The organism is Pseudomonas sp. 910_23 (assembly GCF_052850795.1).
In genome coordinates this window covers 13949-38783 of record NZ_VXCZ01000028.1, presented here as the reverse complement: position 1 = coordinate 38783, position 24835 = coordinate 13949, and the positions used below count along the sequence as shown (strand labels likewise).

General features: G+C 64.8%; 2 protein-coding genes. Both read left to right on the top strand.

Annotation, left to right across the window (positions count from 1 at the left end):
- The first annotated feature begins 73 nt into the window (after nt 1–73).
- Nucleotides 74–12991: an amino acid adenylation domain-containing protein gene (locus FW800_RS25700; protein WP_446438754.1), complete on the top strand. Its 12918-nt coding sequence runs from the start codon at nt 74–76 to the stop codon at nt 12989–12991.
- Complete coding sequence (locus FW800_RS25695; protein ID WP_446438753.1) at nt 12988–24315, top strand: amino acid adenylation domain-containing protein; 11328 nt, start codon at nt 12988–12990, stop codon at nt 24313–24315. The genes FW800_RS25700 and FW800_RS25695 overlap by 4 nt, the downstream gene beginning before the upstream one ends.
- Nucleotides 24316–24835: the final 520 nt, after the last annotated feature.

Below are 24835 nucleotides of genomic sequence, written 5' to 3'. Positions count from 1 at the left end.
AGGGCGCCGCGCCTAGCGGCAAAACTGAATACGGACATTCTCTTAAACCGTGACTTATCAGGCAGGTTACCCCATGCAGTTCAGCGACTTACTAGCAGCGATCTCCACCCATGCGATCCGTCTGCAAACTGAAGAAGGCGACCTGATCGTCCTGGGCGATGACGAGGCGTTGGATGACGCGCTCTGGGATCAATTGATCGCGCATAAACCCCAGTTGCTGGCCCTGGTCGCCGAGCATGGCGGTGACTGGCTGAGCCCGGCTTATCGCATCACCCCGGACATGCTGGCGCTGGTCAACCTCGACCAGCCGGCCATCGACCGTATCGTCGCGTCCATCCCCGGCGGCGCGGCGAATGTGCAAGATATCTACCCCCTGGCACCGCTCCAGGAAGGCATGCTTTACCACCACCTTTCTGCCGCGCAGGGCGACCCCTACGTGCTGCACGCGCAGTTTGTGTTCGACAGCCGCGCACGCCTGCAAACCTTTGCCGAGGCGCTGCAATGGGTGATTGACCGCCACGATATCCTGCGCACCTCCATGGTGTGGGAGCGCCTCGACGAGCCGCTGCAAGTGGTGTGGCGCAAGGCGCAGCTGGCGTGTGAAGAAGCGCATTTTGATGGCGGCGACCGTCTCGCTCAATTGCTCGCGCGCTATGACGCCCGTGCCTATCGCATGGACCTTGGCCAGGCGCCGCTGCTGCGTCTGGTGTTCGCCGAGGACCCGGCCAACCAGCGCGTGGTGGCGATGCTGTTGTTCCACCACACCATTCTCGATCACACCGCCCTGGACGTGGTGCGCCATGAAATCCAGCTGTACCTGGCCGGTGAGCACGCGCAAGCGGGCACGCCGGTAGCGTTTCGCAGCTACATCGCCCAAGTGCGCCAGGGTGTGAGCGAACAGGCCCATGAGGCGTTCTTTCGCGACATGCTCGCCGATATCGATGAACCGACGCTGCCGTTCGGCCTGCAAGATGTGCAGGGCGATGGTCAGGGCATTGATGAAGCGCGCATTCCCGTCGATAGCGCCCTTGGTCGTCGCCTGCGCAGCGTGGCGCGGCCGTTGGGGGTGAGCGTGGCGAGCCTGATGCACCTGGCGTTGGCGCGGGTGTTGGGCGTGATTTCCGGTCGCGAGATGGTGGTGTTCGGCACCGTGATGCTCGGGCGCATGGGCGCAGGCGAGGGCGGTGAACGGGCCTTGGGCATGTTCATCAACACCTTGCCGTTGCGGGTTGATGTTGGCGCGCAAAGCGTGCGCGCTGCGGTGCAAGTCACCCACGAGCGTCTTACGCGCCTGCTCGATCACGAACATGCGTCCCTGGCACTGGCCCAGCGCTGCAGCGGGGTGGCAGCACCCACACCGTTGTTCAGCGCGATCCTCAACTATCGCCATAGTGCGGCCACCGACATGGCCGCCGTGATCGAGGTTGCCGAAGGCATCCAGGTCCTGGGCGCCGAGGAGCGCACCAACTACCCGCTGACGGTTAACGTTGACGACCTGGGGCAAGACTTCGCGCTGACGGTGATGGTGGATGCGGCCATCGGTGCACTGCGGGTTGCCGGCTATCTGCACACCGCGCTGCAAAGCCTGGCCGACGCCCTTGAGCAGCGACCGGACAAGCCGCTCTGCGGCCTGAACATCCTGCCCGACGCTGAACGCCACGCCCTGCTGCATACCTTGAACCACAGCCCCACGCACTACGCCGATACCGCGTTGATCCACCAGCAAGTCGAAACCCACGCCGCCGCCCAGCCTGAAGCCATTGCCGTGCGCTTTGAGCAGCAGCGCCTCACCTATCGTCAACTCAACGAACGCGCCAACCAGGTCGCCCATGCACTGCTAGCCCAGGGCGTGGAGCCTGACAGCCGCGTGGCGATCTGCGTGGAGCGCGGCCCGCAGATGATCATCGGCCTGCTCGGTATCCTCAAGGCCGGTGCCGGCTACGTGCCGATAGACCCGGCTTACCCGCAGGAACGCATTGCCTACACCCTGGCCGACAGTCAACCGGTGGTTGTGCTGGTACAGGCCGGCACTCGTCACCGGGTAGGCGAACTGGCGCAGCTTGACCTCGACAGCCTGGGCCAGTTGCCCATCACCGATCCACGGCTGCACCTGAGCCCGGCCAATCTGGCCTATGTAATTTACACCTCCGGCTCCACCGGCCAACCCAAGGGGGTGATGATCGAGCATCGTCAGGTGGCCCGCCTGTTCAGTGCCACTCAACACTGGTTCGGGTTCAACCCGCACGATGTATGGGCACTGTTCCACTCCTTCGCATTCGATTTTTCTGTGTGGGAAATCTGGGGCGCGCTGATGCACGGCGGCCAGTTGCTGATCGTGCCGCAACTGGTCAGCCGCTCGCCGGATGAGTGCTACACGCTGCTCTGCGAAGCCGAAGTGAGCATCCTCAACCAGACGCCGAGCGCGTTCCGCCAGTTGATCGCGGCCCAGGGCCACAGCACCCAGGCGCATTCGTTGCGGCAGGTGATCTTTGGTGGTGAGGCCCTTGAACCGGCCATGCTCAAGCCATGGTACGCGCGAGCGGTGAATGCCGGTACGCAGTTGGTAAACATGTACGGTATTACCGAAACCACCGTGCACGTGACCTATCGTGCGCTGGAGGCGGCGGATACCCAACTGGTGGGCGTCAGCCCGATTGGCGTACGCATCCCCGACTTGCAGCTGTATGTGTTGGATGAACAACACGAGCCGTTGCCATACGGTGTGGTGGGCGAGCTGTACGTGGGCGGCGCCGGGGTGGCGCGCGGTTACCTGAACCGCGAGGCACTCAACGCCGAACGCTTCCTCGCGGACCCGGCCACCGGCCTGCGCATGTACAAGACCGGTGACCTCGGCCGCCTGCTGGCCGACGGCAGTGTCGAGTACCTGGGGCGTAACGATGACCAGGTCAAGATTCGCGGTTTCCGTATCGAGCTGGGCGAAATCCAGGCGCACCTGGCCACCGCCCACGGCGTGCGCGATGCGGTGGTGATCGCCCGTGAGGATGAGCCGGGTGACAAGCGTCTGGTGGCCTACGTGATCACCGAGGGTGAGCCCAGCGTCGCCGCCTTGCGCGATCACTTGCTGCAGAGCCTGGCCGAACACATGGTGCCCAGCGCCTTCGTGCGCCTGGAGGCGTTCCCCCTGACCACCAACGGCAAGCTCGATCGCAAAGCCCTGCCCGCACCCGATGCCGACGCTTTGGCCCGGCGCAGTTATGCCGCGCCCCAAGGTGCGGTGGAAAACGCCATTGCGATGATCTGGCAGGACCTGCTCAAGCTCGACCGGGTGGGGCGTGACGACAACTTCTTCGAGTTGGGCGGGCATTCGCTGCTGGCGGTCAAGCTGATCGAACGCATGCGCCAGGTAGAGCTGAGTGCCGATGTACGCGTGCTGTTCGGCCAGCCGACCCTGGCAGCCCTCGCAGCGGCGGTGGGCGGGCACCATGAGGTGCAGGTCCCGGCCAATCTGATTCAGGAACACAGTGAGCACATCACGCCGGACATGTTGCCCTTGGTCGAGCTGGATCAGGCCGCCATCGATCACATCCTCCAGGCCGTGCCCGGTGGCGTGGCCAACGTGCAGGATATCTACGCTCTCGCGCCGTTGCAGGCCGGTATTCTCTACCACCACCTGGCAACCAGCGAGGGCGACCCCTACGTGTTGCAGGTGCAGTTGCGCTTTAACGACCAGGGCGCGGTGGATGGCTTTATTCAGGCGCTGCACAGCGTCATCGAACGCAACGATATCCTGCGCACTGCGATTCTCTGGGAGGGCCTGGAGGAACCGGTGCAAGTGGTGTTGCGCCAGGCGCCGCTGGCCGTTGAGCGCTTGGACACCCAGGGCACCGATGCCTTGGCGCAGTTGCAACAGCGTTTCGACCCTCGCCACTACCGCCTGGACCTGTCTCGCGCTTCGCTGATGCGCCTGGCCTACGCTGAAGAGGCGGACGGCTTGGTCGGCATCCTGCTGCTGCACCATATCCTGCTCGACCACACGGCGCTGCAAGTGCTGGTCGAAGAAATGAGCGCCAGCCTGCACGGCAACCGCGCGCAACTGCCTGACGCGGTGCAGTACCGCAACTACGTGGCTCAGGCGCGGCTGGGCCTGACCCAGGCGCAGCACGAGGCCTTCTTCAGCCAGATGCTCGGCGATATCGACGAGCCCACCCTGGCCTTCGGCTTGCAGGATGTGAACGGCGACGGCAGCGGCATCCATGAGGCCCATCTGCCGCTGGAACCGGCCCTCAGCCTGGCCCTGCGCGAACAGGCGCGGCAACTGGGCGTCAGCACGGCGAGCCTGGTGCATCTGGCATGGGCCCAGGTGCTGGGCCAGGTGTCGGGCCAGCAGGACGTGGTGTTCGGGACGGTCTTGCTGGGGCGTATGCAGGGCGGCGAGGGCGCCGACCGCGCGCTGGGGATGTTCATCAATACCTTGCCGCTGCGGGTCAGCCTTGGCAGCGTCGGCGTGCAAGCCGGCGTGCGCGCCACCCATGCGCGCCTGGCGCAGTTGCTCGCACATGAACACGCCGCGCTGTCCCTGGCCCAGCGCTGCAGCGGCGTGCCGGGTTCGTTGCCGTTGTTCAGCACCTTGCTCAACTACCGGCACAGCGCACCCGATGACGCGCCGGGGGACAACCCCTTTGCCGCGTTCGGTATCCAGATCCTCAGCTCCGAAGAGCGCAGCAACTACCCGCTGGTACTCAACGTCGATGACCTGGGCACGGGGTTTGCCCTGACGGTGCAGGGTGTCGCCCATCTGGATGTGCAACGCGTGGGTGAGTACATGCTCACCGCGTTGCGCCATGTGGTGAGCGCGCTGCAACACGCGCCCACCACCGCCATGCACAAGGTGTCGATTGTGCCGCCCGCCGAGCGGCGCTTACTGCTTGAAGACTTCAATGCCAGCGCCCGGGAATACCCGTCGCAGCTCACCGTAGCTCAACTGTTCGAAGCCCAGGCACTGGCCCGGCCTGAAGCCGTGGCGGTGGTGCATGGCCCGCTGTCGCTGAGCTACCGTGACCTCAATCGCCGCGCCAATCGCCTGGCCCATCATTTGATTGGCCGTGGCGTGCGGCCAGGTGAAGCGGTGGCCCTGGCGCTGCCGCGCTCCATCGACCTGGTCGTCAGCCAGTTGGCGGTGCTCAAGTGTGCGGCGGTGTACGTACCGCTGGATGTCAACGCGCCGCTCGAACGTCGAACCTTCATGGTGCAGGACAGCGGCGCCCGCCAGGTGCTGGACAACCTTGCCGAACTGGACCTGGCCGACCTGCCGGCGGACAACCCGGGGCTGGCCCGGTCTGCGCAGGACGTGGCGTACATCATGTACACCTCCGGCTCCACGGGCACGCCCAAGGGCGTGCTGGTGCCCCATCGCGGCATCACGCGCCTGGTCATCAATAATGGCTATGCCGACTTCAATGCCAGCGACCGCGTGGCCTTCGCCTCCAACCCGGCGTTCGATGCGAGCACCATGGATGTGTGGGGCGCATTGCTCAACGGCGGGCAAGTGCAGGTGATCGACCATGCCACCTTGCTCGACCCGTTGGCGTTCGGCGCCGAGCTTAAGGGCGCGACGGTGTTGTTCGTGACCACCGCACTGTTCAACCAGTACGTGCAATTGATCCCCGAGGCGTTGGCCGGTTTGCGCATCCTGCTGTGCGGCGGTGAGCGTGCTGACCCGGCGGCATTTCGCAGCCTGTTGGCGCGTGCACCGACGCTGCGCCTGGTGCATTGCTACGGGCCGACCGAAACCACCACCTACGCCACCACCCACGAAGTGCGCGAGGTCGGTACGGATACCGACAGCGTGCCGGTGGGGCGGCCCATTTCCAATACACAGATCTATGTGCTCGATGCACAGATGCAACCGGTGCCGCTGGGCATCACCGGTGAAATCTGCATCGGCGGCGATGGCGTCGCCCTGGGCTATTTGAATCGCCCCGAGCTGACGGCTGAAAAGTTTGTGCAGGACCCCTTCAACCCGGGCGCCTTGCTGTACCGCACCGGCGACCTCGGGCGCTGGACGCAAGACGGCTTGCTCGAATGCCTGGGTCGCAACGACGACCAGGTGAAAATCCGTGGCTTTCGTATCGAGCTGGGTGAGATCGAGGCGCGCCTGGCCAGTTGCCCGGGCATCCAGGACGTCGCCGTGTTGGCCAGGGAAGATATGCCAGGTGAAAAACGCCTGGTCGCCTACTTCACCTGGGCCAAGGCAGACCTGGGCATTGAGCTGGTCCACGCCCACCTGCAAGGGCAGTTGCCGGACTATATGCTACCGTCGGCCTATATGCCGCTGGCCAGTCTGCCCCTGACCAACAATGGCAAGCTCGACCGCAAAGCCTTGCCGGCACCGGACCCGTCGGCCTTGCTCAGTCGTGGCTACGAAGCCCCGCAAGGCGAGGTGGAAACCCTACTGGCGCAGATCTGGCAAGACGTGCTCAAGCTCGAACGCGTCGGGCGTCACGATCATTTCTTCGAGTTGGGCGGGCATTCGCTGCTGGCGGTGAGCTTGATCGAACGTATGCGCCAAGTGGGCCTCAGTGCCGATGTGCGCGTGTTGTTCAACCAGCCGAGCCTGGCAGCGTTGGCGGCGGCGGTGGGCAGTGGTCGCGAAATCGTGGTGCCGGCCAATGGCATCCCGGCCGGTTGCACACAGATCACACCGTCGATGCTGAGCCTGGTGCAGCTCACTCCGGATGCCATCGAGCGTATCGTCGCCAGCGTGCCGGGTGGCGCGGCGAATGTGCAGGACATCTACCCGCTGGCGCCGTTGCAGGAGGGCATTCTCTACCACCACCTCAGCGCCGAACACGGCGACCCGTACCTGCTGCAATCGCGCATGGCGTTCGACAATCTCGACCGCTTGCACGGGTTCATGGCGGCGCTGCAACAGGTGGTTGCCCGCCACGATATCCTGCGCACGGGTGTGGTCTGGGAGGGCCTGGACAGCCCGGTGCAAGTGGTGTGGCGCCAGGCGCAACTGGGGGTGCAGGAGGTTCATCTGGACCCGGCCGACGGCGGCATCATCGAACAACTGCACGCTCGCTTCGATGCCCGGCACTATCGGCTGGACATCACCCAGGCGCCGTTGCTGCGCATGGTCTATGCCCATGACCCGACGCACAGCCGTGTTGCGGCGATCCTGTTGTTTCACCACCTGGCGCTGGATCACACAGCCATGGAGGTGGTCGGCCAGGAAATGCGCGCCTTTATGTTCAACCAGGCCCAGGACTTGCCCGCTGCCGCGCCATTTCGCAACTATGTGGCCCAGGCGCGTCTGGGCGTCAGTGTGGCCGAGCATGAGCAGTTCTTTCGCGACATGCTCGCCGATGTGGATGAACCAACCTTGCCGTTTGGTTTGCAGGATGTGCAGGGCGATGGCCGTGCCATCGAGGAGGCCGGGCTGCCATTGGACGCCGCGCTGGCGCAGCGGGTCCGCCAGCAGGCGCGACAGTTGGGTGTGAGCGCCGCGAGCCTGATGCACCTGGCCTGGGCCCAGGTCGTGGGGCTGGTGTCGGGCCGCGATGACGTGGTGTTCGGCACGGTGCTGATGGGCCGTATGCAAGCCGGTGAAGGTGCAGACCGCGCGCTGGGGATGTTTATCAACACCTTGCCGCTGCGGGTCGATGTTGCCGCCGGGGCGTCAGCGGCGGTCAAGGCCACCCATGCACGCCTGAGCGCCGTGCTCGGGCATGAACATGCCTCGCTGGCCCTGGCTCAGCGTTGCAGCGGTGTGCCGACCAGCACGCCATTGTTCAGTGCCTTGCTCAATTACCGTCACAGCAACCCCGCCGAGATGGCCCGCGACGGCCACGGCATCTGGGAGGGCGTGCAGCTGCTGGGCGGTGAGGAGCGCAGTAATTACCCATTGACCCTGAGCGTGGATGACCTGGGCGACGGCTTCGGGCTGAGCGTGCTGGCGGTGCCACAGATCGGTGCGCAACGCCTGTGCGACTACATGCACAACGCTGTGGCGCAGTTGCTCACAGCCTTGGAGTGCACGCCGGACACGGCACTCAATCGCCTGCCGATCCTGCCCGCGGCGGAGTGTGAAACCCTGCTGCGCGAATTCAATGCCACGGCCCAGGATTTCCCTCGTGGCCACACCGTGCACGGCGCATTTGAGGTACAGGCTGAGCGCCAACCCCACGCCATTGCCGTGCAGCAGGGCGGCGAGGCGCTGACCTATCAGCAGCTCAATCAGCGTGCCAACCAACTGGCCCATCACCTGTTGGCACTCGGCGTGCAACCGGATGACCGCGTGGCGCTGTGCTGCCGTCGTGGCCCGCAGATGCTGGTGGGGCTATTGGGCATTCTCAAGGCCGGCGCCGGCTATGTGCCGATTGACCCGGCGTATCCCGCCGAACGCATCGCTTATTTGTTGCAGGACAGCGCCCCGTTGGCGGTACTGGCTGAGGCCAGTACCCGCGACCTGCTGGGCACAGTCAGGGTGGTCGACTTGCATGACCTCGCCTGGCAGCACCTGCCTGTCAACAATCCACAGCTGCCCGCACTGACGCCCGCGCACCTGGCCTATGTCATCTACACCTCAGGCTCCACCGGCCAGCCCAAGGGCGTGATGGTGGAACACCACAACGTGGAGAACCTGGTGCATTGGCACTCTGAAGCCTTTGGCCTGGCTGCTGCGAGTCACACCAGCAGTGTGGCCGGGTTTGGTTTTGACGCGATGGCCTGGGAAGTCTGGCCGGCCTTGTGCGTCGGTGCGACCCTGCACCTGCCGCCCGCCGAAGTGGGCAATGAAAACATCGATGAATTGCTGGCCTGGTGGCGGGCGCAGCCGCTGGACGTGAGCTTTTTGCCCACGCCGGTAGCCGAGTACGCGTTCAGCCAACACCTGCAACACCCCACCTTGCGCGTCCTGCTGATTGGCGGCGATCGCCTGCGCCAGTTCACTCAGGAACGGCGCTTTGCCGTGATCAACAACTATGGCCCCACCGAGGCCACGGTGGTTGCCACCTCCGGTCGCGTGCGGGCCGGGCAGGCGTTGCATATTGGTCGACCCATCGCCAATGCCGGCAGCTATGTGCTGGATGCGCAGTTGCGCCCGGTGCCGGTCGGTGTGGCCGGTGAGCTGTATGTGGGCGGCAGCGGTGTGGCACGGGGTTACTTGAATCGCCCGGACTTGACTGCCGAACGCTTCCTGCAAAACCCGTTCAGCCCGGGGCGCATGTACCGCACCGGCGACCTGGTGCGCTGGTTGCCCGACGGCAATCTGGAGTATCTGGGCCGCAACGATGACCAGGTCAAACTGCGTGGCGTGCGGGTTGAGCTGGGCGAAATCGAAAGCCGCCTGGCGGCGCTGGACGACATTCGCGAAGCGGTGGTGCTGGTGCGCGAAGGCCGGCTGCTGGCCTGGTTCACCGAGCAACGTGCACTCCCCATCGAGACCTTGCGCGCGCAATTGCAGGCGCAGCTTCCCGATGCGCTGGTGCCAGTCGCCTACATGCGCCTCGATGTGTTGCCCCTGACCGCCAACGGCAAGCTGGACCGCAAGGCACTGCCCGATCCTGATCAGGCCGCCGTGCTCAGCCGCGAGTACCAGGCCCCCCAGGGCGAGGTCGAAACCACCCTGGCGCGTATCTGGGCCGAGGTGCTGCAAGTGGAGCAGGTGGGCCGTCATGACCATTTCTTCGAACTGGGCGGCCATTCATTGCTGGCCGTCAGCCTGATCGAGCGTATGCGCCAGGTTGGCCTCAGCGCCGACGTGCGCGTGCTGTTCAGCCAGCCCACCCTGGCCGCGCTGGCCGCTGCCGTTGGCAGTGGTCGCGAGGTGCAAGTACCGGCCAACCGGATCAGTGCCGAGTGCCAACGCATCACCCCAGACATGTTGGCGCTGGTGGCCCTTGACCAGTGCGCGATTGATCAGGTAGTCGCCCAGGTGCCAGGCGGCGCTGCCAACGTGCAGGACATCTACCCGCTGGCGCCGTTGCAGGAAGGCATTTTCTACCACTACCTCACGGCCGCGCAGGGCGACCCGTACCTGCTGCAATCGCACCTGGCGTTTGACAGTGTCGAGCGTTTGCAAGCCTTCGCGCAGGCGCTGCAACAGGTGATCGACCGCCATGACATTCTGCGCACCGGGGTGGTGTGGGAGGGGCTGGCGCAACCGTTGCAAGTGGTGTGGCGCAAGGCGGCGTTGAGCGTTCAGGAGCTGCATTTGCACGGCGACGTGCTTGCCGGCCTGCATGAGCGTTTCGATGCGCGGCATCATCGCCTGGATATCAGCCAGGCGCCGTTGATCCGCCTGATGTATGCCCAGGACCCGGCCAACCAACGCGTGGTGGCGGTGTTGCTCTACCACCATATCGCCCTGGACCATACCGCGTTCGACGTGGTGCTGCGGGAAATGCAGGGTTACCTGCTCGGCCACGCCGCGCCAACCACCGCGCCGATGCCGTATCGCAACTATGTGGCCCAGGCGCGCCTGGGTGTCAGCGAGCAGGAGCACGAAGCCTTCTTCCGCCAAATGCTCGGCGATGTGGATGAATCGACGCTGCCATTCGGTTGGCAGGATGTACGCGGCGACGGCAGTGCGATTGAAGAACATACCCTGCAACTGGACAACCACCTGAACCGGCGCCTGCGCAGCCAGGCGCGGCTGTTGGGCGTCAGCGGCGCCAGCCTGTTTCATCTGGCCTGGGCGCAGGTGCTGGCCGCGGTATCGGCACGCCACACGGTGGTATTCGGTACCGTGCTGGTGGGCCGCCTGCAAGGTGGCGAGGGTGCTGATCGGGCCCTGGGCGTGTTTATCAATACCTTGCCGCTGCGCCTGGACATCAATGACCAGGGCGCCCGCGCCGCCGTGCGGGCCACCCATGCGCGCCTCACGCAATTGCTCGGCCATGAGCACGCCTCGCTGGCCCTGGCCCAACGTTGCAGCGGCGTGGCGGCACCGGCGCCGTTGTTCAGTTCGATGCTCAACTATCGCCATCGCGGCGCCGCCACCCGTTCGGCGGATGCGCACTTGGCGTGGGAAGGTATGCAGACCCTGGTCAATGACGGGCGCACCAATTACCCGTTGACCCTGAACGTGGATGACTTGGGTGATGGTTACGCGTTCACGGCCTTGGCCCAGGTGGATGCGCAACGGCTCTGCGGTTATATGCACAACGCCTTGTCCGCGCTCGTCGAGGCCCTTGAGCAGGCACCCCAGCAGGCGATCAATCGCCTGTCGATCCTGGGACCAGAAGAGCGGCAACAGTTGCTGGTGCGATTCAATGCCACCGAGGTCAACTACAACCTCGACCAGACCCTGCACAGGATGTTCGAGGCCCAGGTTCTGCGCACGCCGCACGCCGTGGCGGTAAAGGCGGGCGAACAGCAACTGAGTTACCAACAGCTCAATGAGCACGCCAACCGCCTGGCCCATCACCTGCGTGAAAGGGGCGTGCAGCCGGACTCACGGGTAGGCATTTGCCTGGAGCGTGGCCTGGACATGGTGATAGGCCTGTTCGCCATCCTCAAGGCCGGTGGCGGTTATGTGCCGCTGGACCCGGCCTACCCGCAAGAACGCATCGCCTACATGCTGCAAGACAGCGCGCCGGTGGTGGTGCTGGCCCAATCCGCCACTCGTGCCTTGCTGGGCGACGTGACCGTGATCGACCTCGACCAGAGCACCTGGCACCAGCAGCCTTGCGTCAACCCGCAGGTCGCGGGCCTCACTGCCCGGCACACGGCGTACGTGATCTACACCTCCGGTTCCACCGGCCAGCCCAAAGGCGTGATCAATGAACACGCCGGGGTGGTCAACCGTCTGTTGTGGATGCAGGACGCCTATGGCCTCAAGGCCCACGACACGGTCTTGCAGAAAACCCCGTTCAGCTTCGACGTGTCGGTGTGGGAGTTCTTCTGGCCGCTGTTTACCGGCGCACGCCTGGTGATGGCGCGCCCGGGTGGGCACAAAGACCCTGCGTACCTGTGCCAAGTAATCGAGGCAGAAAATATCACCACCCTGCACTTTGTGCCGTCGATGCTTGACGTGTTCCTGGCCCATGGCGATGTGAGCCAGGCGGCCGGGTTGGTGCGCGTGATGTGCAGCGGCGAGGCGCTGCCGGGCAGCCTGGTGCGTCGGTTCAAGCAGCAGTTGCCGGGCATTGGTTTGTACAACCTGTATGGCCCCACGGAAGCGGCGGTGGACGTGACGGCCTGGAATTGCGCCCGCCCGGACGTGCCGGACAACACCCCCATCGGCAAGCCGATTGCCAACACGCGCATGTACGTGCTGGACGGGCAGTTGCAGCCGGTGCCCCTGGGCGTGGTCGGTGAGCTGTTCATCGCTGGCGTGCAAGTGGCGCGGGGTTATCTGAACCGTGCGCAGCTGACCGCCGAGCGCTTCCTCGATGACCCTTTTGCGCCTGGCCGGATGTACCGCACCGGTGACGTGGGCCGCTACTTGCCGGACGGCAATATCGAATACCTGGGGCGCAACGATGACCAGGTGAAAATCCGTGGCCTGCGCATCGAGCTGGGGGAAATCCAGGCGCGGCTGATCGAGCATCCGGCGGTCAACGACGCGGTGGTGGTGGTTCGCGATGAGCGCCTGGTCGCCTATTACACTGGCCTGCCAAGCGACATCGACGGCCTGCGCGCCCAACTGTTGCAGCACCTGCCGGACTTTATGGTGCCCGCGCTGTTCGTGCACCTGCCCGTCATGCCCCTGAGCCCCAACGGCAAGCTCGACCGCAAAGCGTTACCCGCACCGGGTATGGACGCACTGACGGTGCGTGAGTACGAAGCACCCCAAGGCGATACCGAAATCCTGCTGGCCCGGTTGTGGTCCGAGCTGCTCAAGGTGGATCGGGTAGGCCGGCATGACAATTTCTTTGAACTGGGCGGGCACTCGCTGCTCGCTGTGAGCTTGATCGGGCGCCTGCGCCAGGAAGGCATGGAAGCCGATGTGCGAGCGTTGTTCGAACAACCGACCCTGGCCGGCTACGCCGCAATGACCGAACGAATGGAGATCGTCCTGTGAACATCCTCGAGCTGCTGGCAACCCTGAAAACCAAGGACGTGCAACTGGCGCTCAAGGGCGAACAGTTGTCGGTGAACGGCAACCGGCAAGCCTTGAGCGACCCGGCAATATTGGCCGCCTTGCGCGAGCACAAACCGGCGCTGATCGAGCTGATCAAAGCCGGTGAGTACTCGGCTGCCAAGGTTGGCGAAGTGGTCGTGCCGGCCAATGGCATTCCCGCCAACGCCGAGCGCATCACCCCCGACATGCTGACCCTCTCGACCCTGAGCCAGGACGAGATCGAGCGCATCATCGCCACCGTGCAGGGCGGTGTCGCCAATATCCAGGACATCTATCCGTTGGCGCCATTGCAGGAAGGCATTCTGTTTCACCATGTCAGCGCCGAGCAGGGCGACCCCTACGTGATGCAGTCGCAGTTCGCGTTTGACAGCCTGGAGCGCTTCGAGGCGTTTGCCCAGGCGCTGCAAAGCGTGATGGACCGCCACGACATTTTACGTACCGGGGTGGTCTGGGATGGCCTGGCGCAATCTTCGCAAGTGGTGTGGCGCCAGGCGCGCCTACCGGTGCAAGCCTTGATGCTCGACCCGGCCGACGGCGATATCGCCGCACAGCTGCATGACTTGTTCGATGCCCGTCATTATCGCCTCGACGTGACCCAGGCACCGTTGTTGCGTCTGGTACATGCTGAAGACCCGACCCACCAGCGCATCGTCGCTACCTTGCTGTTCCACCATATGGCGATGGATCACAGCGCCCTGGAAGTGGTATGCCATGAAATGCAGGCGTGTCTGTTGGGGCAAGGCGCGGCTCTCGGCCAGGCCGTACCGTTTCGCAACTACGTGGCACAGGCGCGGCTGGGCATCAGCGAGCAGGAGCATGAAAGTTTCTTCCGGCAGATGCTCGGCGATATCGTCGAGCCGACCTTGCCGTTCGGGCTGCAGGATGTGCAGGGCGATGCTCGCGCCATTGCTGAGGTCAGCCTGCCATTGGCGCCGCAGCTGGCGCAGCGTATACGCGTGCAGGCCCGGCAACTGGGGGCGAGCGCCGCCAGCCTGTTCCATCTGGGCTGGGCCCAGGTACTGGCGGTGTTGGCCGGCAAGGCGCAGGTGGTGTTCGGCACCGTGTTGATGGGGCGTATGCAAGGCAGCCATGCGACTGACCGCGCCTTGGGGATATTCATCAACACCTTGCCGTTTCGTGTGGATATCGACGCCCAGGATGTACGCAGCGGGGTCAAGGCCACCCACGCACGCTTGACCACGCTGCTGCGCCATGAGCACGCGGCCCTGGCATTGGCCCAGCGTTGCAGCGGCGTGATCGCCCCGACGCCGCTGTTCAGTGCGCTGCTCAATTACCGCCACAGCGCTCCCGCTGCCAGTGCCGAGGCAGTGTCGGCCTGGCATGGCATTACCGCACTGCGCGCCGAGGAACGCACCAACTACCCGTTGACCCTGAGTGTGGACGACCTGGGCGAAGGCTTCGGCCTCAGTTTGCTGGCCAGCACCCAGGTCGACCCCCACCGCGTCTGCGCCTACTTGCACACCGCGCTGGAAAACCTGGTTACCGCGCTGGAGCAGGCGCCGCACACTGCGCTTGACCAACTTTCGGTAGTGCCCGCCGCCGAACAGCGCCTGCTGTTGCAACAGTTCAACGCCACCCAGGCCGTGTTCCCACAAGGCACCACCTTGCACGGGCGTATCGAAGCCCAGGCTGCGCTCACGCCGGACGCCATCGCCGCCGTGCACGAAGGGCGGCAACTGACCTACGCCGAACTCAACCAGCAAGCCAACCTGCTGGCCCATCATCTGCTGGCGCTGGGGGTTCGGCCCGATGATCGCGTGGCCATTGTGGCGCGGCGCGGGCTCGACACCTTGGCCGGGCTGCTGGCGATCCTCAAGGCGGGTGCCGGTTATGTGCCGGTAGACCCGTCCCACCCGGCCGAGCGTTTGAGCTATTTGCTCAGCGACAGCGCCCCGGTGGCGGTGCTCACCCAACACGCGTTGCTGGCTCGTTTGCCCGAGCTCGAGGTGCCGGTGATCAACCTCGATCGCTTCACCTGGCAGCATCACTCGGCGAGCAACCCCAAGGTCGCTGTCGGCCCGACGAACCTCGCGTATGTGATCTACACCTCGGGTTCTACCGGCTTGCCCAAAGGTGTGATGGTGGAGCACCACACCGTCGCCAACCTGGTGGACTGGCATTGCAGCGCTTTTGACCTGCGCGCCGGGCGGCATACCGCCAGTGTTGCCGGTTTCGGCTTTGATGCGATGGCCTGGGAGGTCTGGCCGGCGCTGTGTGTGGGCGCCACCCTGCACCTGCCGCCGGCCCATGACGGTGCTGAAGATGTCGACGCGCTGCTGGCCTGGTGGTGCGCACAGCCTTTGGACGTAAGCTTCCTGCCCACGCCGGTGGCCGAGTACGCGTTCAGCCAGACTATCGAGCACCCGACCTTGCGCACCCTGCTGGTCGGTGGCGATCGCCTGCGCCAGTTCGGCCGGGCGCAGCGCTTTGAATTGATCAACAACTATGGCCCCACCGAAGCCACGGTGGTCGCCACGTCGGGCAAGGTCGAGGCGGGCCAGCCGTTGCATATCGGCAAGCCCATCGCCAATGTCACCGTCTACGTGCTCGATGAACATCAACGCCCGGTGCCACTGGGGGTGGCGGGGGAGTTGTACGTAGGCGGCAAGGGCGTGGCGCGCGGTTACCTGAACCGCCCGGAACTGACCGCCGAGCGCTTCCTGCGCGACCCATTCAACCCCGGGCGCATGTACCGCACCGGCGACCTGGTGCGCTGGTTGCCCGATGGCACGCTCGACTACCTGGGGCGCAACGATGACCAGGTCAAAATCCGTGGCGTGCGCATCGAACTGGGCGAAATCGAAACCCGGCTCAACCAATTGCCTGGCATCCTGGAAGCGGTGGTGCTGGTGCGTGAAGATCGCCTGGTGGCCTACTTCACCGAAAACCCGCAACTTGACGCGCTGACGGTAGGCGAAATCCGCGCTCACCTGGTGGCGCAGTTGCCGGACTACATGGTCCCGGTCGCCTTCATGAAGCTCGACGTGCTGCCGCTGACCACCAATGGCAAGCTCGACCGCAAGGCGCTACCGGCACCGGACATGGCCGCCGTGTTTACCCGCGAATACGCAGCGCCCCAGGGCGAGATCGAAACCGCGCTGGCGCAGATCTGGGCCGAGGTGTTGCAAGTGGAACGGGTCGGGCGGCGTGACCATTTCTTTGAGTTGGGCGGGCACTCGCTGCTGGCGATGCGCATGGTCTCCCAGGTCCGCCAGCGGCTGGGGGTCGAGTTGGCGCTGGGCGACCTGTTCGCCAACGCCGAACTGGCAGCGGTCGCCGAACTGCTGGCCCAGGCCGGGCGCAGCACCTTGCCGGATATCCTGCCGGCCAATCGTGATGAAGAGATGCCGCTGTCGTTTGCCCAGCAGCGCCTGTGGTTCCTGGCGTTGATGGAGGGCGCCAACACCGCCTACAACATTCCTATCGGCCTGCGTTTGCGCGGGCAGTTGCATGTGCAGGCACTGCAACGGGCGCTGGCGCGGATCGTGGCGCGGCATGAAACCCTGCGCAGCCGCTTTGCCCAACACGGCGACCAGGCCCAGGTGCTGATCGTGCCGGCCGAGGAGGTGTTACCGCTGCAGGTGCAAGACTTGCGTCGCCACGCGAAACCGCAACAGGCGCTGGACGCGCTGATCCACGGCGAAGCCTCGGCGCCCTTCGACCTGGAGCGTGGCCCGTTGCTGCGCGGCCGCCTGGTGGTGATGGCCGACGATCACCATGTGCTGCTGCTGACCCTGCACCATATCGTCTCCGATGGCTGGTCCATGGGCGTGCTGACCCGTGAACTGATGGCGCTGTACCAAGCCTTCAGCCACGGCCAATCCGACCCGCTGCCGCCCTTGCCGATCCAGTACGCCGACTTTGCCGTGTGGCAACGCCTGTGGCTGAGCGGTGAAGTGTTGCACCGCCAAAGCACCTATTGGCAGCAGACCCTGGCCGGCGCGCCGGCGTTGCTGACCCTGCCCACCGACCGCCCGCGCCCGGCGCAGCAGGACTACGCCGGCAGCAGCGTCGAAGTGCGCCTGGATGAACGCCTTACTGCCGGGCTCAAGGCCTTGAGCCAGCGCCATGGCACCACCCTCTATATGACCTTGATGAGCGCCTGGGCTTCGTTGCTGGCGCGCATGTCCGGACAGCCGGAGCTGGTGATCGGCACGCCGGTAGCCAACCGCACGCGCACCGAGGTGGAAGGGCTGATCGGTTTGTTCGTCAACACCCTGGCGCTGCGCATCGACACCTCGGGCGAGTTGAGCACCGAGGCCCTGCTGGCTCGGGTCAAGGCGCTGACATTGGCGGCCCAGGCCCATCAGGATTTGCCGTTCGAACAGGTGGTGGAAATCACCCGGCCGCCGCGCAGCCTGGCCCATAGCCCGCTGTTCCAGACCCTGCTGAGCTGGCAGGACAGCAGCGCGCCAACCCTGGCGTTGGGCGACCTGGCCCTGGAAGGCATTGTCGAAAACAGCCATTTCGCCAAGTTCGACCTGTCGCTGAACCTGGGGGAAGTGCAGGGCAGTATTCTCGGCGCGCTGGAATATGCCGTGGCGCTGTTCGATGAATCGACGATACGGCGTTACCTCGGCTACTTCACCCGCGTGTTGCAGGCCATGGTCGCTAACGACCAGGCGGTGCTTGCGCATGTGCCGCTGGTGGATGAGCGTGAGCGCAAGCAGTTGCTGGTGGATTTCAACGCTACCACTGTGGACTACCAGCTCGACCAGACCCTGCACGGGATGTTCGAAGCGCAGGTACTGCGCACGCCGCAGGCCGTGGCGGTAAAGGCCGGCGAGCAGCAACTGACCTACGCCGAACTGAACGCTCGCGCCAACCAACTGGCCCACCACCTGCAAGCCCTTGGCGTGCAGCCGCAGGCGCGGGTGGCGATCTGTGTGGAGCGTGGCCTGGACATGGTCATTGGCCTGTACGCGATCCTCAAGGCCGGCGCCGCTTATGTGCCGCTGGACCCGGCGTACCCGCTGGAGCGTATCGCCTACATGCTGCACGACAGCGCGCCAGCGGTGGTGCTGGCCCAGGGCAGCACCCTCGGGCTGCTGGGCGAGGTGCCGGTGGTCGATCTGGACCAGCCCACCTGGCAGCACCAGCCCATCACCAACCCAGCGGTGGCCGGGGTGGCCGCCTATGTGATCTACACCTCCGGCTCCACCGGCCAGCCCAAAGGCGTGATCAACGAACACCCCGGGGTGGTCAACCGCCTGCTGTGGATGCAGGACGAATACCGGCTCACGGGAGGCGATACGGTGTTGCAGAAAACCCCGTTCAGTTTCGATGTGTCGGTGTGGGAATTCTTCTGGCCGCTGTTCACCGGCGCACGCCTGGTGATGGCGCGCCCGGATGGGCATAAAGACCCTGAGTATCTGTGCCAGGTGATCGCAGCCGAAGGGGTCACGACCTTGCACTTCGTGCCGTCGATGCTCGATGTCTTCCTCGCCCACGGTGACGTCAGCCAGGCGGGCGGGCTGGTGCGGGTGATGTGCAGCGGCGAAGCCTTGCCGGGCAGCCTGGTACGCCGCTTCAAACAACAGTTGCCGGGCAGCCAGTTGCATAATCTCTATGGGCCCACCGAAGCGGCGGTGGATGTCACTGCCTGGCACTGCGCAGGCTTTGACGTGCCCGACAACACCCCCATCGGCAAGCCAATCGCCAACACGCGCATGTACGTGCTGGACGGGCAGTTGCAGCCTGTGCCGTTGGGCGTGGTGGGCGAATTGTTTATCGCGGGGGCGCAAGTCGCACGGGGTTACCTCAACCGTGCCGAACTGACCGCCGAGCGTTTCCTCGATGACCCGTTTGCCCCTGGGCGCATGTACCGCACCGGTGACGTCGGGCGCTACTTGCCGGATGGCAACATCGAGTACCTGGGGCGCAATGATGACCAGGTCAAGATCCGTGGCCTGCGCATTGAGCTGGGCGAAATCCAGGCACGCCTGACCGAGCATCCGGCGGTGCAGGAAGCCGCCGTGATTGCCCGCGAGCAGCGCCTGATCGCTTACTACACCGGCGTGCCGAGTGAAATTGAAAGCCTGCGCGCCCATTTGCTGCTGCACCTGCCGGAGTTCATGGTGCCGGCCAGCTTCGTGCACCTGGAGGCGCTGCCGCTGAGCCCCAATGGCAAACTCGACCGCAAGGCATTGCCGGCACCGGGCCTGGAGGCGTTGGTGGTGCGCGAGTACGAGGCGCCGCTGGGCGACACGGAAATCACCTTGGCCGCGCTGTGGGCCGAGTTGCTCAATGTGGAACGCGTGGGCCGGCACGACAACTTCTTCGAACTGGGCGGCCACTCGTTGCTGGCGGTCAGCCTGGTCGGGCGTATGCGCGGCCTGGGCTTGTCGGCGGACGTGAAAGTGCTGTTTGGTCAACCGACCTTGGCTGCCCTGGCGGCAGCTTTGGGCGGCGGGCGTGAAGTGGCGGTGCCGGCCAATGGCATTGCGGCCGATTGCGCGCGCATCACGCCAGACATGCTGGCGCTGGTCAGCCTGGATCAAGCAGCTATCGAGCGCATCGTCGCCAGCATCCCCGGCGGTGCGGCGAATGTGCAGGATATCTACCCGCTGGCGCCGTTGCAGGCCGGCATCCTGTATCAGCATCGCGCTGCGCAAGGTGATGACGCCTATGTGTTACAGGCGCAGTTTGCCTTTGACAGTCGCGCACGCCTGGATGCCTTCGCCAGCGCATTGCAGGCGGTGATCCAGCGTCATGACATCCTGCGCTCATCCTTGCATTGGGAGGGCCTGGAAGAACCGGTGCAGGTGGTGTGGCGCCACGCCCGGCTAAGTGTTGAGAGCGGTCCGCTGCCGTCACGCCTGGACCTTGGCCAGGCGCCGCTGATGCGGTTGGTGTACGCCGAGCAATCGCAACGGGTGGTCGCGACGTTGCTGTTTCATCACCTGGTGATGGACCACGTTGCCCTGGATATCCTGCAGCACGAGCTGCAGGCGTTTCTGCTGGGCACTCAGGACACCCTGGCCGCGCCCGTGCCGTATCGCAACTACGTGGCCCAGACCCGTTTGGGCGCTGAGGATCACGAGACGTTTTTCCGCGAGATGCTCGGTGAGGTCGACGAACCCACCGAGGTGCCCAATCTGGGGGCCGAGGAAAACGTACGCGTGGGTCTCGACCTGTCGCTGAGCCGACGCCTGCGCAGCCAGGCCCGCCAGGCGGGGGTCAGTGCGGCCAGCGTGATGCATTTGGCCTGGGCTCACGTACTGGGCAAGGTTTGCGCCCGCGAGCAGGTGGTGTTCGGTACGGTGATGCTCGGCCGCCTGCAAGGCGGCGAAGGCGCCGAGCGGGCCATGGGCGTATTTATCAATACCTTGCCGCTGCGGGTCGACCTGGGGGAACACTCAGTGCTGACGGCACTGCGTACCGCCCATGGGCGCCTGACTCAGCTGCTCGGTCATGAACATGCGCCCCTGGCGTTGGCCCAGCGTTGCAGTGGTGTGCCGGTGGCGACGCCGTTGTTCAGCGTATTGTTCAACTATCGTCACAGCGCACCCCAGGCCGGTGGCGTGGCCGAGGCGTGGCAGGGGATCGAGTTGTTCAAGGCCGAGGAGCACACGCACTACGGCGTGGCGGTCAGCGTGGATGACCTCGGTGAAGGGTTCAGCCTGACCGTCATGGGGCAGGGCGCCCGGCGCTTGTGCGACTACCTGGAAATCGCGCTGGCGCAGGTGGTGCAGGCCCTGGAAGGTCATCGCGATATCGCCATCAACCGCTTGCCGATTCTGTCGCAGGCCGAACGCCAACGGGTGCTTGAGCACTTCAACGCCACTGCCCGTACATTCGCGCGTGAGCACACGGTGCAGCGCCTGTTCGAAGCCCAGGCCATGGCGCGTCCCGACGCGGTGGCGCTGGTGCACAACGAGCGGCGGGTGAGCTACGGCGAACTCAATACCCGCGCCAACCGCTTGGCCCATCACCTGCTCGGCCTGGGTGTGCGTCCTGGCGATCACCTGGCGATCCTGCTGCCGCGTTCGCTGGAGTTACTGGTCAGCCAATTGGCCATCCTCAAATGCGCCGCCGCGTATGTGCCGTTGGACGTGAATGCACCGGCTGAACGCCAGGGGTTCATGCTGCAAGACTGTGGCGCGGCCTGGTTGCTGACCCGCAGCGATTGCGTCATAGAGAGCGGGGTGCGTCGCCTGGACCTGGACACGCTTGGCCTCGCCCCGCAACCGAGCCACAACCCGGACCTGTCGCAACCCTCGGACAGCGTGGCGTACATCATGTACACCTCCGGCTCCACCGGCCAGCCCAAGGGCGTGCTGGTGCCCCATCGCGGCATTACGCGCCTGGTGCTCAACAACGGCTATGCCGATTTCAATGCCGCCGACCGTGTGGCCTTTGCGTCGAACCCAGCGTTCGATGCAAGCACCATGGACGTGTGGGGGCCACTGCTCAATGGCGGCCAGGTGCAGGTGATTGACCACGCCACCTTGCTCGATCCGAGCGCTTTCGCCCAGGCGTTGCAGGGCGTGACGGTGCTGTTTGTCACCACCGCGCTGTTCAACCAATACGTGCAATTGATTCCCCAGGCCCTGGCTGGCTTGCGCATCCTTTTATGCGGGGGGGAGCGGGCCGATCCGGCGGCGTTCCGCACGCTGTTGGCGCAGGCACCCGCGTTGCGCCTGGTGCATTGCTATGGTCCGACCGAAACCACCACTTACGCCACCACCTGCGAAGTGCACACGATTGCCGATGATGCCGACAGCGTGCCGGTGGGGCGGCCGATCTCCAACACCCAAGTGTATGTGCTCGATGCGCAGCAGCAGCCAGTACCGCTGGGTATCATCGGTGAAATCTGCATTGGCGGCGATGGCGTCGCCTTGGGCTATTTGAATCGCCCCGAGCTGACGGCTGAAAAGTTTGTGCAGGACCCGTTCAACCCAGGCGCCTTGCTTTACCGCACGGGCGATCTCGGGCGCTGGACGGCCGACGGCCTGCTGGAGTGCATCGGGCGTAATGACGACCAGGTGAAGATCCGAGGTTTTCGTGTTGAGCTGGGTGAAATCCAGGCGCGACTGGCGACGTTCGCAGGCATCCAGGATGCCGTGGTGCTGGCCCGTGAAGAAGTTCCGGGGGACAAACGCCTGGTGGCCTATTTCACCTGGGCGGGCGAACCCGTTGCTGTCGAGTCGGTGCGGGCTTACCTGCACGCGCACTTGCCCGAGTACATGGTGCCGTCCGCCTACGTCGCGCTGGAGCAATTGCCGTTGACCGCCAACGGCAAGATCGACCGTAACGCCTTGCCGGTGCCTGCCTGGGACGCCTCGACCAGCCGCACGTTCGAAACGCCGGCCGACGCCCTGGAGCAGACGTTGGCGCAACGCTGGGCCGAGGTGTTGAAACTCGAACAAGTGGGGCGGCATGACAGCTTCTTTGAACTGGGCGGGCATTCGCTGTTGGCGATTCGCCTGGTCAACCTGCTGGACGAGGCCGGTTTGCCGGTGTCGTTGGCCGAGCTGTTCCAACATGCCAGCGTGGCCGGCGTCGCGGCGATGCTGCGTCAGCGCGGGGATGATGTACTGCCCGACACCCGCGTGATTACCGTGCGCAGCAGCGGGGCGCAGGCACCGCTGTTTCTGGTGCATGAGTTCAGCGGCATGGACGTGTATTTCCCGGCGCTGGGCCAGCATCTGCCGGGTGATTATCCGATCTACGGCCTGCCGGGGCTGGCGCTCGGCGAGGCCCACCTGAACAGCATGGAAGGCCTGGCGGCGCGCATGGTCGGGCTGATCCGCGAGATTCAGCCCCACGGTCCCTATCGGGTAGCGGGCTGGTCTTTTGGTGGGGTGCTGGCCTATGAAATCGCCATGCAACTGCTGGGGCTGGATGAAAGCGTGGCCTTCCTCGGTTTGATCGACAGCTATGTGCCGCGCCTGACTGACCAGGGCAAAGCGCGCTGGAGCGGGCCGGATGCATTCAAGCGGCATTTGTTGCTGCAATGCACGGCTTATTGGAAAGCACAGGGAGGTGTAAATGAGCTGGCAAGCCTTGAACAACTGGAGGCGCGGATTGGACAGCTGGACTTTGCGGATCTGCTGCAACGCTGTCGCGATCAAGGTTTGCTATACGCGCAAATGGCGGCGGCGTCGGACGCGGACCTGTTGAGTTTTCTTCAGCGCGAAGTCGGGCACGGGCACGCCCTGGCCCACTACAGCCTGTTCCCGCTGCCGATTCCGGTGCACTTGTTCAGCGCCGAGCAGCGCCCCACCGAACTGTCGCAACGCAGTATGGCGTTGGGCTGGGACACGGCTTTGGCGCCCGGGCAACTGCGCCAGGTGCACGTGCCTGGGGATCACCAGAGCATGATGCAGGCGCCGCATATCCAGGGCCTGGGCCGGGCGATGACCGAGGCGCTGGCGACGAGTACGCCGGTGAGTTGCGCGGCCCATCAGCCGTTGTTGCGCATCCAGACTGGGCGCGCCGGCTATGCCCCGGTGTTCTGCGTGCCTGGAGCAGGTGACAGCGTGACCGGTTTCGTGGGCTTGAGCGACGCCCTGGGACGTGATTGGCCGCTGTATGGCCTGCAGCCCCGCGGGTTGGATGGCGAGGCGGTGCCCCATAGCCAGGTGGAAGCGGCGGCGCGGTGTTATCTCACGGCGTTGGAGCAGGAGTGCCCGGACGGGCCGGTGCATCTGGTCGGGCATTCGTTTGGCGGCTGGGTCGCGCTGGAAATGGCCCTGCGCTTGCAGGCGATGGGGCGCGAGGTGGGCTCTTTGACAGTGATCGACAGTGAGGCGCCGGGGCGTGATGGCAAGCCCTATACCTCGACGGCGGCGCTGTTGCGGTTGATCGAGGCGATGCAGTTGGCGGCCGGGAAGTCGCTGGGGATTGATCCGGTGGACTTCGCCGGGCGCGATGAGGTGGCGCAGCGACAGTGGCTGCATATGGGGATGATCGGCGTTGGCTTACTGCCGGCGCGTGCTGCCGTGGATGCAATGGATGGGCCTGCGCGTACTTATGCGGCGGCGTTGCGCACGGTTTATCGGCCGCAGGCGCGGTATGACGGGGTGGTGCGCCTGGTGCTGGCGCAGGATCCGGCCTTGGATGCGGCGGGGAACCAGCGTGAGCAGGGGTTGATGGTTGAGGGGTGGCGGGGGCAGGGGAGTGGGTTGGAGGTTTGGTATGGCGGGGGTAATCACTTCACCTTGCTCAAGGTGCCGAATGTTTCGGGTTTGGCCAAGTGGTGGGTGGAAGGGGTTGGGGTTGGGGAGGTGGTGTCTTGAAGGCTGCACATCGATCCAAATGTGGGAGGGGGCTTGTTCCCGATGGCGGTCTGTCGGTGTACATATCCGTTCCTTTGGTAACGGCCATTTATGGTTCCGCTCTTACAGCGGGTCACTTTTGGAAAGGCCCAAAAGTAATCAAAAGGCCTTCGCCCCACCACTCGGCACCTCGCCTAGGCTCGGTGTGCCCGAACGCGAACTTTGGAGCGTGGGCCGCCGCGATGGGCCATCCATGGCCCAGCGCGGCTAACCCGGCGTCCTGCCGGGTTACCCACGCTCCAAAGTCCGCGTTCGGCCAGCGTGGTTTAACGGGGCGATGCCAGATCAAAAGCACAGCGCGGCGGCCTTATAGCCGACCGGTTTGTGAGGCCGAGTACCGCAAGAAATGTGGGAGGGCGCTTGCCCCCGGTAACCACGATGCGAAGCGAGCCGCCCTTGATCTTGATCTTGATCTGTTTTTGATCTTAGGCGCCCCGTTAAACCACGCTGGCCGGAATTCGACAGGGATTTGGGGGGTAAA